Here is a 14,606-nt window from a genome sequence, read left to right as displayed (position 1 = left end):
TACAAAATTATATATTTTTGATGAGTGAACTCTAAGTTGAGTTAATGAGGGTGGTACCGCGATTAAAGTCGTCCCTATTATTTCAACTTAGAGTTTTTTATTTTAATTTAAATGAAGAAGGAGATTAAGACTTATGGATTACAAAGATACGTTACTAATGCCTAAAACAAGTTTTCCAATGAGAGGTGGTTTACCAAACAAAGAGCCACAAATCCAAGAAGAGTGGAAAGAGAAAGACTTATTCAATAAAATTTTAGAAAAAAATAAAGGAAATACACCATTTATTCTTCATGATGGACCGCCATACGCTAATGGTAATTTGCATATGGGACACGCATTGAATAAAATTTTGAAAGATATAATTGTGAGACAAAAATCAATGTCTGGTTATTATGCACCATACGTTCCAGGTTGGGATACGCATGGTTTACCAATCGAGCAAGCATTAACAAATAAAGGTGTTAAAAGAAAAGAAATGACAATCGCGGAATTCCGTGAAAAATGTAAAGAGTTTGCATTAGAGCAAATTGAATTACAAAAAGCAGACTTTAGACGTTTAGGTGTAAATGGTGATTGGGATAACCCATATATTACTTTGAAACCTGAATTTGAAGCGGCGCAAATCAGAGTGTTTGGTGAAATGGCTGCAAAAGGTTTAATCTATAAAGGGAAAAAACCAGTATATTGGTCTCCTTCAAGTGAATCATCTTTAGCAGAAGCTGAAATCGAATATCAAGATAAAAAATCTCCTTCAATTTATGTAGCATTTAATGTTCTTGATGGTAAAGGTATTGTTGACGAAGATGCTGCATTTGTTATTTGGACTACAACTCCTTGGACTATTCCATCTAATGTAGCAATAGCTGTAAATCCTACATTAAATTATGTTCAAGTTAATGTTGAAGGTAAAAAGTATGTAGTTGCAGATGCTTTATTAGATACAGTTTGTGAAGAATTAGACTGGAATAAAGAAACAATCGTAAGAGAGAAAGAGTTTAGTGGTTCTGAATTAGAATATATAACTGCTCAACATCCATTTATCGATAGAACATCATTATTAATTTTAGGTGATCATGTTACAACGGATGCAGGTACTGGCTGTGTACATACAGCACCTGGACATGGTGAAGATGACTATGTAGTTGGTCAAAAATATGGTCTAGATGTTATTAGTCCTATCAATGATAAAGGTGTATTCACTGAAGAAGCTGGTGAATTCGAAGGACAATTTTACGATAAAGCGAACAAAACAATTACTGAAAAATTAGAAGAAGTCGGCGCGTTATTAAAACTTTCTTTCTTCAAACATTCATATCCTCATGACTGGCGCACTAAAAAACCAGTTATCTTTAGAGCAACTGAACAATGGTTTGCGTCTATCAGTAAAGTAAGAGAAGATATTTTAGATGCAATCGATAATACGAAGTTCAAAATTGATTGGGGTAAAACGCGATTATATAACATGATTAGAGATAGAGGAGAATGGGTTATTTCTCGTCAAAGAGTATGGGGCGTTCCTTTACCTGTATTCTATGCTGAAAATGGCGATATCATCATGACAGATGAAACAATTAATCATGTTGCAAATCTATTTGAAGAACATGGTTCAAATATTTGGTTTGAAAGAGAAGCGAAAGACTTGTTACCTGAAGGATTTACTCATGAAGGTAGTCCAAATGGTGAGTTTACAAAAGAAACTGATATTATGGATGTATGGTTTGATTCTGGTTCAACACATAGAGGTGTATTAGAAACACGTCCTGAATTATCTTATCCAGCTGATATTTATCTAGAAGGTAGTGACCAATATAGAGGTTGGTTCAACTCTTCAATTACAACATCTGTAGCAACTAAAGGTATCTCACCATACAAAATGTTACTTTCACACGGTTTCGTTATGGATGGAGAAGGTAAGAAAATGAGTAAATCTTTAGGAAATGTAATCGTTCCAGATAAAATTGTTAAACAAATGGGTGCTGATATCGCGAGATTATGGGTTAGTAGTGTAGATTACTTAGCAGATGTTAGAATTTCAAATGACATCTTAAAACAAACTTCTGACGTATATCGTAAAATTAGAAATACATTCCGTTTCTTATTAGGAAATGTTAATGATTTCAACCCAGCAACTGACAACGTTAAATATGAAGATATGCTTGAAATTGATCAATACATGCATAATAGATTAAACCAATTCATTGGTAGAACTTTATCTCATTATGAAGCATTTGATTATTTAGATATTTATCAAGATATTCAAAACTTTATCAATGTAGAATTAAGTAACTTCTATTTAGATTATGGTAAAGATATTCTTTATATCGAACAATATGATTCATTGAAACGTCGTAGTATGCAAACAGTGTTATACGAAACATTAGTTAAATTAACTAAATTATTAGCACCAATTATCCCACATACTGCAGATGAAATTTGGGGACACATTCCACACGTAGAAGAAGAAAGTGTTCATTTAACAAATATGCCTAATCCACATGAAGTTGATACTGAATTAGTTGAAAAATGGTCTAAACTTATGAAATTAAGAGACGATGTGAATAGAGCTTTAGAAGTTGCACGTAACGAAAAAGTTATTGGTAAATCATTAGAAGCACATATCACACTTTCAAATTCAGAAGACTTTAATACAGTAGAATTCTTAAGTCAATTCCAAGACTTACAACAACTATTTATCGTATCAAAAGTTGATGTAGTTGATGAATTAACAGATGGAGAAGAATATGAGTATGTTAAAGTAACAGTTAAACATGCAGATGGAGAAAAGTGTCAACGTTGTTGGAATTACTCAGATGAATTAGGTTCAGTAGGTGAACTTGATCATTTATGTCCACGTTGCCAAGAAGTAGTTAAAACATTAATATAGAATGAAGTTTTATAAACGCCCAATCCGTAGTACTTATTTCGGATTGGGCGTTTTTTGTATGTTTATATTTTTGTTATATTTAATATAAAATTCATTAAAAAAAGTATTGTTAGTAAAAAAATTTACATAATATAATGAAAGTAATTAATCTGCGATATAAGCTTCTTCAAGAGAGACAAAATATAGGATATATAAAGACCAAACCTAAATATGAGAAAGTTATATGAAAGGTTAAAATATGCAAAGGAGTGATATATACATCTACGCCAAGAAGTGAATGTCATTAACTAGAGAATAAACATCATTTTATTTTTAAATTAATGTAAGTATCGTTGAACATTTTTATTAGATAAATAAGTAAAAATTATAACTTTTATGGATATTTAATTGATACTAAAAGAGAATCTTCTGACAAATATATAAATAAAAAGTTATTTGCAAAAGCTCAATATAAATTAAGTAATGGGAAAACTTATTATTCATTATACGATAATAAAGATAATTGGATTGGTTATATTGAGAACAAAGCAGTAAAAATATTATAAATGTTATTCATGTAAGGAGAGATGTTTATGTTAAAGAAAGTATTTTTATCAACTTTGTTATGTACAATTGTAAGTGCTCCTATTGTAGGGAAAGTGAATGCTGAGGAATTGAAGGAGAATAAACCTGTTAAATATGTATTTAAATCAAGTGGTAAGGCTGCTCCTATATACATTAATTCTGATGGTTCAATGAGTATTCCAGAAAAAGAAATATTAGAAGTTAAGACTCCAGATCCAGAGGATTTTTATATTATTAAGAATGGTGTCAAAACAAATGAAGTAAATCCAAAATATAAACATATATCTGATCAATGGAGATACTTTGAATTTTATGCTTCGAAAGGCAGAGTAAATGACTTGTTTGTAGGTGAACATCCTAGACCTTTAGATGGTATTAATTTTGACCCTAGTGCTGACAATCATTATTCATATAATCAAACAAATATGCAACAACCTGGACAACAAAGTAATACAAAAATCCCTAATGGCAATCAAGAAAAGCCACCTAGTCCAGATCAACTAGCTTCTGATAACAAAGATAAACCGACTAAAAAAGATCCAAATAAAGATAAAAATGATGACAAAGAAGTAAATACAAATACAGGAAAAAAATATGATAAAAAAGCAGAAACTCCTAAAAATACAGTCGTAAATAAAGATAACAAAGTGGCTGTAAATGATAAGAAAGTTAAACAATCAGCTAATGAGCAAAATAAAACAGATATGAATACAAATAAATCTGAACCTAAATCTTCTGAAACAGCTAAACAAGATAATAATAAAGATGTAAAGTCTAAGGAAGAATCTGTAAATAAGGTTAAATCAAAAGAAAACAAATCTAATAAATCGCAAAAAGAATTACCGAAAACAGGTGAAAATGATAACGTGATATTACGTTATGTATTATTTACTTTTGCGGTATTATCTGCAGTTGGTATATTTAGTTTATCTAGAAAAGTTAAATCATAATTAAAAGTATCAATAATTAGATTTATGAATTATTTTTTAGAGGTTAAGTAACTTAATGTTGCTTAATCTCTTTTTAAATTGGACATAATTTTAAAAATTCATATTAACAAACATGTCTGTTTATGTGGTAAAATAATCAAGATTGGAGTGAACTATAGATGCGTAAAGGTTACAATATACCGATATGGAGTACTTTTATTGTATTATTGATAGTATTTGATCAACTAACTAAGTTTATGATTGTTAAATCATTAGAAGTTGGTGAATCTGTAAAAGTAATCAGTAAAGTTATATATATTACATCTCACAGAAACCAAGGTGCTGCTTGGGGTATTTTACAAGGAAAAATGTGGTTGTTTTATATTGTAACTGTTGTTGTACTTGTTATTTTATTTATGTTTTTTAAAAATGAGGGATATGGTCAACCTGTTATGCAACTTGGTTTAAGTTTGTTAATTGCTGGTTCAATTGGTAATTTTATAGACAGATTGTTTAGAGGCGAAGTTGTTGATTTTATTGACACATATATCTTTGGCTATAATTTTCCGATATTTAATGTAGCAGACGCTGCTTTAACAATAGGTGTAATCGTATTAATTATTGTGATTTTATTTGAAGGTAAGGAGGAGAAAGCTTGAATACATTTGAATTTAAGATTGAAACAGAAAATGAAAAAGGCGTTAGAATAGATAAGTTATTACCTGAGTTAAACCCGGATTGGTCTAGAAACCAAATCCAAGATTGGATTAGATTAGGTTTAGTTGAAGTAAATGGTAATGTTATTAAAGCAAATTACAAGACGAAATTAAATGATGTTATTGTTGTTACTGAAAAAGTTGTAGAAGAAGTAGACATCGTGGCAGAAGATTTAGGTATTGAAGTATATTATGAAGATAAAGATGTAGCGGTAGTATATAAACCTAAGGGTATGGTTGTTCATCCGGCACCAGGGCATTATACAGGTACATTAGTAAATGGATTAATGCATGTTATTAAAGATTTGTCTGGAATTAATGGTGAAATTAGACCAGGTATCGTTCATCGTATTGATAAAGATACTTCAGGTTTATTGATGATTGCTAAAAATGACATTGCTCATAGAGGGCTTGTTGAACAATTAGTAAATAAAACTGTAACGAGAGAATATACTGCACTTGTTCATGGTAATATACCACATGAATTTGGTACGATTGAAGCACCAATAGGAAGAAATCCTAAAGAGCGACAAGAAATGGCAATTGTTGATGATGGTAAAGAAGCAGTGACACATTTTAATGTTGTTGATAAATTCGAAAAATATACATTAGTAAATTGTCAGTTAGAAACTGGACGTACTCATCAAATCAGAGTTCATATGAAGCATATTGGATTTCCTTTAGTAGGAGACCCTAAATACGGACCTAAGAAAACTTTGAATTTAGATGGACAAGCACTTCATGCAGGTTTATTAGGTTTCGAACATCCAGTAACGGGTGAATACATTGAAAAAGAAGCACCGTTACCTGAGTATTTTGAAACGTTGTTAGAAAAATTAAGAAATCACGAAGATAAAAAATAATTCAGACGTGTAATAATACTTAATTAATTTTATATAAACTTTGACATCAACAGAAAAAAACGATAGTATGGATTTAACAATTAAAGCGTCTTTAACGGACAGTCCAGAGAGGCTGAGAAGACATAATATGTACGTGTAGACCATTTTAATGGTACTAGTATATACTCATGTCTTCTACAGGCGTGAGTATTTTTTTTGTGGAAGGAGATTGGATATGGCTGAAAGATTAATCATGGATGATGCTGCTGTTAATAGAGCATTAACAAGAATGTCACATGAAATATTGGAAAAGAATAAAGGCACGAAAGATATCGTCTTGTTAGGTGTTAAGACAAGAGGCGTTTTTCTTGCGAATAGAATCGAACAAAAAATCGAAGCTATTGAACAAGTTCAAGTACCAACTGGCGAAATTGATGTGACGCATTATCGTGATGATGTTCAAAATCAACAAGATGCAATTAAAGTGAAATCATTTAATATCGATGTTGATATTAATGATAAACATGTCATTATTGTTGACGACGTATTATATACAGGAAGAACTGTAAGAGCTTCATTAGATGCTATATTAGATCATGCAAGACCACGAAAAATTAGTTTAGCTACATTAGTTGACAGAGGACATAGAGAGCTTCCAATAAGAGCGGATTATGTTGGTAAAAATATACCAACATCTTCTAATGAATCTATAGTCGTAGAATTAGAAGAGTTTGATAAACAAACAGCAGTAACATTAAATTAAATAAATCCTTTTAAATCAGTACGAGAGACTGGCAAAGGAGTATATATGAGACAGTATATCTATATCAGCATAGGTATAACTGTACCCATAGATCCCTTTGCAAATTGTGTAAAGGGATCTTTTTTTGAATAGGAGAAGGAAAATGACACACAACGAAGAAATGTTTGAACGAACAGTCGAGCCAATACTAGATGTAAATGAAAAACCTAAAGCTTCACAATGGTTTTTCTTAAGCTCACAACATTTATTTGCAATGTTTGGTGCAACAGTACTTGTACCATTTTTAACAGGTTTGCCTGTTTCGGCAGCACTTATAGCATCGGGACTTGGAACTTTGCTTTATATAATGATTACGAAAGGCAAAATTCCTGCTTATCTCGGATCAAGCTTTGCTTTTATAACACCGATTATAGTAGGACTCAAAACACATGACTTAGGTGAAATGTTAGTCGCTTTATTCATGAGTGGTATACTTTACGTCATCATCGGAATAATAATAAAAATTACAGGAACGAATTGGTTGTTAAACTTATTACCACCAGTTGTAGTAGGTCCAGTAATTATGGTGATTGGATTAGGTCTAGCACCTGTAGCTGTTAATATGGCAATGTACACGGATTCAAATGCCATGCAAGGGTATAGCGGAGTTTACATTACAGTGGCACTTATAACATTAATAACGACAATTATTGTCTCAGTATTCTTTAAAGGATTCTTATCAATTATTCCAGTACTAATCGGTATAATTGTTGGATATATATCATCATTATTATTTGGAATTGTTGACTTAAGTCCAATTTCAAAAGCAAAATGGTTACAAATGCCAGACATATACATGCCATTTCATGATTACACACCATCTATACAATGGGGACTTATACTCATCATGCTTCCAATTGTATTTGTAACAGTAAGTGAGCATATTGGGCATCAAATTGTAATTAATAAAATAGTAGGTAAAAACTTTTTTAAAGACCCAGGTTTACACAGATCATTAATTGGTGATGGAGTATCAACTATGATGTCTTCAATCATCGGTGGACCACCAAGCACAACTTATGGTGAGAACATCGGCGTATTAGCCATTACTAGAATTTATAGTATATGGGTGATAGGTGGTGCAGCTACACTCGCATTAATTTTAGGATTTGTTGGTAAATTTACAGCAATGATTTCTACAATTCCTACACCTGTAATGGGCGGTGTATCTATACTATTATTCGGAATCATTGCTTCAAGTGGTTTAAGAATGTTAGTAGAGAACAATATTGATTTCGGAGATAACAGAAACTTGATTATTGCTTCAGTCATTCTTGTATTAGGAATTGGTAAAGCACATTTAGATTTCACAGGTATCGGTATTCATTTGAATATTGAAGGTATGGCTTTAGCTGCAACAGTTGGTATCTTGCTCAATCTTATTTTGCCTAAGAAAATAAAATAATCTCAAGGAGGCGTGTCACTTGAAAAATTTATTAACTATGACTGATCTAACTAAAGAAGACATAATGAAAATCATTAAAAAAGCACAGAAAATCAAACAAAATGGTATAGAACCTTTTGAACAAGGTATGACAGTAGCGAATTTATTCTTTGAAAATTCCACTAGAACGAAATGTAGCTTTGAAATGGCTGAAAGAAAGTTAGGGTTAGAGGTAATTCCTTTTGAAACAAGTACATCTTCTGTACAAAAGGGAGAATCTTTATATGATACATGCAAAACACTAGAATCAATTGGTGTTGATGCACTCGTCATTAGACATAGTGAAAATGCCTATTATGATAACTTAAAAGGACTTAGCATTCCTGTATTAAATGGTGGAGATGGTAGTGGACAACATCCAACACAGAGTCTTTTAGACTTAATGACAATTTATGAGGAATATGGTTATTTTGAAGGATTAAAAATACTTATTTCAGGAGATATAAAGAATTCAAGAGTAGCAAGAAGTAATGCTGAAGCTTTAACGAAATTAGGATCAGAAGTTATGTTCAGTGCACCAGAACAATGGAAGTCTGATTTTTCAAATGTACCTTACGCTGAAATTGATGATGTCATAGATGAAGTTGATGTTTGTATGTTATTAAGAGTGCAAAATGAAAGGCACGAATCAGGTATGACTTTTAATACTGAGAAATATCATGAGGCATACGGATTAACAATTGATAGATATAATAAATTATCTGATAAAGCAATCGTTATGCATCCAGCACCAGTAAATAGAGGTGTAGAGATCGATTCTTCATTAGTTGAAAGTCCAAAGTCAAGGATATTTAAGCAAATGGAGAATGGTGTATTTATTAGAATGGCATGTATTTATGATGTACTTAATCACAAGGAGGAAAAAGTAAAATGTCACTTATAATCAAAAATGGAAAAATCTTATTAGAAGGTCAATTAGTTCATAAAGAAGTTGAAATCGAAGACGGTAAAATTAAACGAATAAATGATTATATTGATGCTGAAAATCATGAAATAATTGATGCGAAAGGACATTTTATATCTGCGGGGTTTGTAGATGTACATGTGCATTTAAGAGAACCTGGTGGAGAACATAAAGAAACGATTGAGACAGGCACTAAGGCTGCTGCAAGAGGTGGGTTTACAACAGTTTGCCCGATGCCAAATATTAAACCTGTACCTGACTCAGTTGAACATTTAGATCGACTGCATAAAATAATAGACGAACATGCAGTTGTTAGAGTATTGCCTTACGCTTCAATAACAGTAAGACAAGCAGGTAAAGAACATGTTGATTTTAAAGCTTTAAAAGATAGAGGCATGTTCCAATTTACTGACGATGGAGTAGGTGTTCAAACAGCATCTATGATGTATGAAGCAATGCAAGAAGCAGCTAAAATAGATAAAGCAATCGTCGCACACTGTGAAGATAATTCATTAATATATGGTGGCGCTATGCACGAAGGTAAACGTAGCGAAGAATTAAATATTCCTGGTATACCGGCCATTTGTGAAGCGGTTCAAATAGCGAGAGATGTTCTATTAGCAGAAGCAGCTAATTGTCATTATCACGTATGCCATGTTTCTACTAAAGAAAGTGTAAGAGTTATAAGAGATGCTAAAAAAGCGGGTATAAAAGTTACAGCTGAAGTTACACCGCACCACTTATTACTTACAGAAGAAGATGTACCAGGTGATGATGCTATTTATAAAATGAACCCACCATTAAGAGCTAAAGAAGATAGAGATGCATTAATAGAAGCATTACTTGATGGAACAATTGATTGTATTGCTACAGATCATGCACCACATGCTAAAGAAGAAAAAGAAGTGCCAATGGTAGATGCACCTTTTGGTATCGTAGGAAGTGAAACAGCTTTCCAATTACTTTATACAAACTTCGTGAAAACCGGTAAATTTACTTTAGAACAACTTGTGTCATTCTTAACGACTAAACCATGCGAAACGTTTAATTTACCTTATGGACGTTTAGAAGAAGGAAGTTATGCAGATATAACGATTATTGATTTAGATACAGAAAGACCGATACTTGCTGAAGAATTTGCTTCTAAAAGTAGTAATACACCATTTATTGGAGAAGTCGTGTCAGGCTATCCAATTTTAACAATTTGTGATGGTGAGATCGTCTATAAGGAGGAAGTATAAGATGAAAAATAAAAGATACTTAGTATTAGAAGATGGTACTACATATAAAGGATATGCTTTAGGCTCTGATGAATTAACTTTAGGTGAAATTGTATTTAATACAGCTATGACAGGTTATCAAGAAACGATTTCAGACCCGTCATACACTGGACAAATTATTACGTTTACTTATCCTCTTATCGGTAATTATGGTATCAATAGAGATGACTTCGAATCATTAAGTCCTACTTTAAATGGCGTTGTCGTAAGAGAAGTATGTGACTATCCAAGCAACTTCAGATCAAGCAAGTCATTAGATGAAACGTTGAAATTTTATCAAATACCTGGTATTTCAGGTGTTGATACAAGAAGTTTAACACGTAAAATAAGAAAATATGGTGTTCTAAAAGCAGGCTTCACAGATAATGCTAACGAAATTGATGCATTAGTACAACGTTTGAATAATGAAACATTGAGAACGGATGAAGTTGAACAAGTATCTTCAGTTAGACCTTATATTTCTACAGGAGATGGCTATAAAATTGTATTAATTGATTACGGAAAAAAAGAAAATATCGTTAGAGAATTAAATAGAAGAGGCTGTGATGTAACGGTAGTACCTTATCAAACATCAATTGAAGAAATTATGAATATTTCACCTGATGGTATCATGGTTTCTAATGGTCCAGGTAATCCAGAAAGTGTTCAAGAAACAATACAAACAATTGGACAATTAATTGGCAAGATACCATTTTTCGGGATATGTTTAGGTCATCAACTTTTTGCACTATCTCAAGGTGCAACTTCTTACAAAATGAAATTTGGACATAGAGGTGCTAATCATCCAGTTCAAAATTTACAAACAGGTAAAGTTGATTTAACAAGTCAAAACCATGGTTATGCAATAGATGAAGATTCAATTGCAAATACAGATTTAGAAGTTACACATCTAGCATTAAATGATAAATCTATCGAAGGGTTAAGACATAAAAAATACCCAGCATTTTCAGTACAATATCATCCAGAAGCTTCACCAGGTCCACATGACTCTAACTATTTATTCGATGAATTTATTGAAATGATTAAATTACATAAAGCGAAGGAGCGTACAATCAATGCCTAAACAAACAGATATCAAATCCATCTTAGTAATTGGTTCAGGTCCAATCATCATTGGACAAGCAGCAGAATTTGACTATGCAGGTACACAAGCATGCTTAGCATTAAAAGAAGAAGGTTATAGAGTTATTTTAGTGAATTCAAACCCAGCTACAATTATGACTGATACTGAAATAGCTGACACTGTATATATTGAACCACTAACTTTAGACTTCGTAAGTCGCATTATTCGTAAAGAACAGCCAGATGCATTATTACCAACATTAGGTGGACAAACTGGTTTGAACATGGCAATTGAATTGCACGAAAATGGTATACTAGAAGAAAATAATGTCCGATTACTAGGTACACAACTTACTTCAATCGAACAAGCTGAAGATAGAGACTTATTCCGTACGTTAATGAATGAACTAAATGAACCGGTACCAGAAAGCGATATTGTGAATGATTTAGAAGGCGCATTAAAATTTGCTAATGAAATAGGATACCCACTAATAGTTAGACCAGCATTCACAATGGGTGGTACTGGTGGCGGAATCTGTCACGATGAAAAAGAACTAAGTGAAATCGTTCAGAATGGTTTGAAATACAGCCCTGTTACACAATGTTTATTAGAAAAATCTATAGCAGGTTTTAAAGAAATAGAGTACGAAGTGATGAGAGACAAAAATGATAATGCTATTGTTGTTTGTAACATGGAGAATATCGACCCTGTTGGTATTCACACAGGGGACTCAATTGTTGTAGCGCCGAGTCAAACATTATCTGATGTTGAGTATCAAATGTTAAGAGATGTTTCATTAAAAATTATTCGTGCATTGAAAATTGAAGGTGGATGTAACGTACAACTTGCACTAGATCCAGACTCATTAGATTATTATATTATAGAAGTAAATCCACGTGTCTCAAGATCATCAGCTTTAGCTTCAAAAGCAACAGGCTATCCAATTGCTAAACTTGCAGCTAAGATTGCAATCGGAATGACTTTAGACGAAATGTTAAATCCAGTTACAGGAACATCTTATGCTGCATTTGAGCCTGCTCTTGATTATGTCGTATCTAAAATACCGAGATTCCCATTCGATAAATTTGAAAAAGGGGAACGTCATTTAGGTACACAAATGAAAGCTACTGGAGAAGTAATGGCAATAGGTAGAACCTATGAAGAGTCACTATTAAAAGCCATTCGTTCATTAGAATATGGTGTACACCATTTAGGATTACCAAATGGTGATGAATTTGAACTTGATTTTATTGAAGAAAGAATTAAAGCACAAGATGATGAAAGATTATTCTTTATTGGTGAAGCAATAAGACGAGGAACTTCTTTAGAAAGAATTCATGAATTAACTCAAATTGATTATTTCTTCTTAAATAAATTTAAACACATCATCGAAATAGAACATGACTTAAAAAATAATAAAGGTGACTTAGAAGCATTACTATGGGCAAAACAATATGGCTTTAGTGATAAAGTAATTGCACATAGATGGGAACAATCAGAGCTAGAGATATATGAGTTAAGACAACAAAATGAAATTAATCCAGTTTATAAAACAGTTGATACATGTGCAGCTGAATTTGAATCTGAAACACCATACTTTTATGGCACTTACGAAACAGAAAATGAATCTGTAGTGACTGAAAAAGAAAAAATTATTGTGCTAGGATCCGGACCAATAAGAATTGGACAAGGCGTTGAATTTGATTACGCTACTGTTCATGCAGTTTGGGCAATACAAGAAGCTGGATACGAAGCAATTATTATTAATAACAACCCAGAAACAGTTTCTACTGATTTCTCTATATCAGATAAATTATACTTTGAACCACTTACTGAAGAAGATGTAATGAGTATTATTAATCATGAACAACCTAAAGGTGTAGTTGTTCAATTTGGTGGTCAAACCGCTATCAATTTAGCTGACAAAATCTCTAAAAAAGGTGTTAAAATTCTAGGAACGTCATTAGAAGATCTTAATAGAGCAGAAGATAGAAAAGAATTCGAAGCATTATTACAAAAAATTGATGTTCCGCAACCTCATGGTAAAACAGCTACTTCAGTTCAAGAAGCAATAGACAATGCAAATGAAATCGGTTATCCAGTTGTAGTAAGACCTTCTTACGTATTAGGTGGAAGAGCAATGGAGATTGTTTATGCAGAACCAGAATTGAAAAATTATATGGAACAAGCTGTTAAAGCAAGTCCAGAACATCCTGTATTAATCGACCGTTACTTAACAGGCAAAGAAATAGAAGTGGACGCAATATCAGATGGTGAAACAGTTGTCATCCCAGGTATTATGGAACATATTGAAAGAGCTGGAGTTCATTCAGGTGATTCAATCGCAGTTTATCCACCTCAAACTTTAACTGATAAAGAAATTGATTTATTAGTAGATTACACAACGAGATTAGCTAAAGGCTTAAACATAATTGGTCTTATCAATATTCAGTTTGTATTGTCTAAAGGTGAGGTATTTGTTCTAGAAGTAAACCCTAGAGCAAGTAGAACTGTACCTTTCTTAAGTAAAATCACAGATATCCCAATGGCTAAAATTGCTACAAAAGCAATTGCTAACATTTCATTAAAAGAACAAGGATATGAAAGTGGATTAGCACCTTATAAAGAAGGTGTATACGTAAAAGCACCAGTATTCAGCTTTAGCAAACTTAAAAATGTAGACATAACATTAGGGCCTGAAATGAAATCAACAGGTGAAGTAATGGGCAAAGATAGTACTTTAGAAAAAGCATTATACAAAGGCTTAACAGCTAGCGGGTTAAAGGTACAAGATCAAGGCACAGCATTATTTACGGTTAGTGATAAAGATAAAGCAGAAGCTTTAGCAATAGCGAAAAGATTCCATGAAATTGGGTATCGTATTTTTGCCACAGCTGGTACTGCAAAATACTTTAACGAACAAAACATTCCAGTATACACAGTAGGAAAAATTGGTGGAGAACATGACTTACTTTCAGTTATTCAAAAAGGTGAAGTTCAACTAGTTGTGAATACGATGACGAAAGGGAAATTATATGATAGAGATGGTTTCCAAATTAGAAGAGAATCAGTTGAAAATGGCATACCATGTTTGACTTCACTTGATACTGCAAATGCACTTGCAGATGTAATTGAAAGTATGACTTTCAAAACCGAACAAATGTAGAGGGGGAGTATT

The 14,606-nt window shown here is 32.4% G+C and carries 10 protein-coding genes; all 10 read left to right on the top strand.

The window, feature by feature from the left end; all coding sequences use genetic code 11:
* Window positions 1-133 precede the first annotated feature (133 nt).
* The 10 genes from ileS (at window position 134) to carB (ending at window position 14,594) form a co-directional block, all read left to right on the top strand.
* Window positions 134-2,884, top strand: coding sequence for an isoleucine--tRNA ligase (gene ileS / locus LQ668_RS06765; RefSeq protein ID WP_078356876.1), 2,751 nt, complete (start codon window positions 134-136; stop codon window positions 2,882-2,884).
* Between the two features lie 572 nt (window positions 2,885-3,456).
* Entirely contained in the window at window positions 3,457-4,398 is a 942-nt protein-coding gene (locus LQ668_RS06760; protein ID WP_208143962.1) for an LPXTG cell wall anchor domain-containing protein, read from the top strand.
* 158 nt (window positions 4,399-4,556) lie between these two features.
* On the top strand, window positions 4,557-5,036 hold the full coding sequence (gene lspA, locus LQ668_RS06755; protein ID WP_115337568.1) for a signal peptidase II: 480 nt from the start codon (window positions 4,557-4,559) through the stop codon (window positions 5,034-5,036).
* The gene (locus tag LQ668_RS06750; protein WP_078356882.1) at window positions 5,033-5,956 is read left to right on the top strand and encodes an RluA family pseudouridine synthase; all 924 of its coding nucleotides are present in this window, start codon (window positions 5,033-5,035) and stop codon (window positions 5,954-5,956) included. The genes lspA and LQ668_RS06750 overlap by 4 nt, the downstream gene beginning before the upstream one ends.
* A gap of 214 nt (window positions 5,957-6,170) precedes the next feature.
* A complete protein-coding gene (pyrR, locus tag LQ668_RS06745) occupies window positions 6,171-6,698 on the top strand; it encodes a bifunctional pyr operon transcriptional regulator/uracil phosphoribosyltransferase PyrR (protein ID WP_078356883.1) in 528 nt (175 codons plus the stop codon).
* A 142-nt stretch (window positions 6,699-6,840) separates the two neighbouring features.
* Window positions 6,841-8,142 carry a solute carrier family 23 protein gene (locus LQ668_RS06740; RefSeq protein ID WP_107509135.1) on the top strand — a complete coding sequence of 434 codons (1,302 nt, stop codon included), beginning with the start codon at window positions 6,841-6,843 and terminating at the stop codon, window positions 8,140-8,142.
* 19 nt (window positions 8,143-8,161) lie between these two features.
* Window positions 8,162-9,064 carry an aspartate carbamoyltransferase catalytic subunit gene (locus LQ668_RS06735; RefSeq protein WP_078358600.1) on the top strand — a complete coding sequence of 301 codons (903 nt, stop codon included), beginning with the start codon at window positions 8,162-8,164 and terminating at the stop codon, window positions 9,062-9,064.
* Window positions 9,052-10,326, top strand: coding sequence for a dihydroorotase (locus LQ668_RS06730; RefSeq protein ID WP_239775952.1), 1,275 nt, complete (start codon window positions 9,052-9,054; stop codon window positions 10,324-10,326). Before LQ668_RS06735 ends, LQ668_RS06730 begins: the two co-directional genes overlap by 13 nt.
* A 1-nt stretch (window position 10,327) precedes the next feature.
* Window positions 10,328-11,428: a carbamoyl phosphate synthase small subunit gene (locus tag LQ668_RS06725; RefSeq protein ID WP_078356084.1), complete on the top strand. Its 1,101-nt coding sequence runs from the start codon at window positions 10,328-10,330 to the stop codon at window positions 11,426-11,428.
* The gene (carB, locus tag LQ668_RS06720) at window positions 11,421-14,594 is read left to right on the top strand and encodes a carbamoyl-phosphate synthase large subunit (RefSeq protein ID WP_208143959.1); all 3,174 of its coding nucleotides are present in this window, start codon (window positions 11,421-11,423) and stop codon (window positions 14,592-14,594) included. Before LQ668_RS06725 ends, carB begins: the two co-directional genes overlap by 8 nt.
* Window positions 14,595-14,606 lie beyond the last annotated feature (12 nt).

The sequence above is a fragment of the Mammaliicoccus sp. K-M42 genome (genome assembly GCF_022386375.1).
Classification (GTDB): domain Bacteria; phylum Bacillota; class Bacilli; order Staphylococcales; family Staphylococcaceae; genus Mammaliicoccus; species Mammaliicoccus fleurettii.
Note: the sequence above shows the minus strand (reverse complement) of the source record. Positions and strands in the feature narration are given on the sequence as shown.

What these genes read in the sequence shown, in the direction of transcription:
- LQ668_RS06760 (WP_208143962.1), top strand. Translation starts at nt 3,457, where the DNA reads ATGTTAAAGAAAGTATTTTTATCAACTTTGTTATGTACAATTGTAAGT.
- pyrR (WP_078356883.1), top strand. Translation starts at nt 6,171, where the DNA reads ATGGCTGAAAGATTAATCATGGATGATGCTGCTGTTAATAGAGCATTA.
- carB (WP_208143959.1), top strand. Translation starts at nt 11,421, where the DNA reads ATGCCTAAACAAACAGATATCAAATCCATCTTAGTAATTGGTTCAGGT.
- ileS (WP_078356876.1), top strand. Translation starts at nt 134, where the DNA reads ATGGATTACAAAGATACGTTACTAATGCCTAAAACAAGTTTTCCAATG.
- LQ668_RS06730 (WP_239775952.1), top strand. Translation starts at nt 9,052, where the DNA reads ATGTCACTTATAATCAAAAATGGAAAAATCTTATTAGAAGGTCAATTA.
- LQ668_RS06725 (WP_078356084.1), top strand. Translation starts at nt 10,328, where the DNA reads ATGAAAAATAAAAGATACTTAGTATTAGAAGATGGTACTACATATAAA.
- lspA (WP_115337568.1), top strand. Translation starts at nt 4,557, where the DNA reads ATGCGTAAAGGTTACAATATACCGATATGGAGTACTTTTATTGTATTA.
- LQ668_RS06740 (WP_107509135.1), top strand. Translation starts at nt 6,841, where the DNA reads ATGACACACAACGAAGAAATGTTTGAACGAACAGTCGAGCCAATACTA.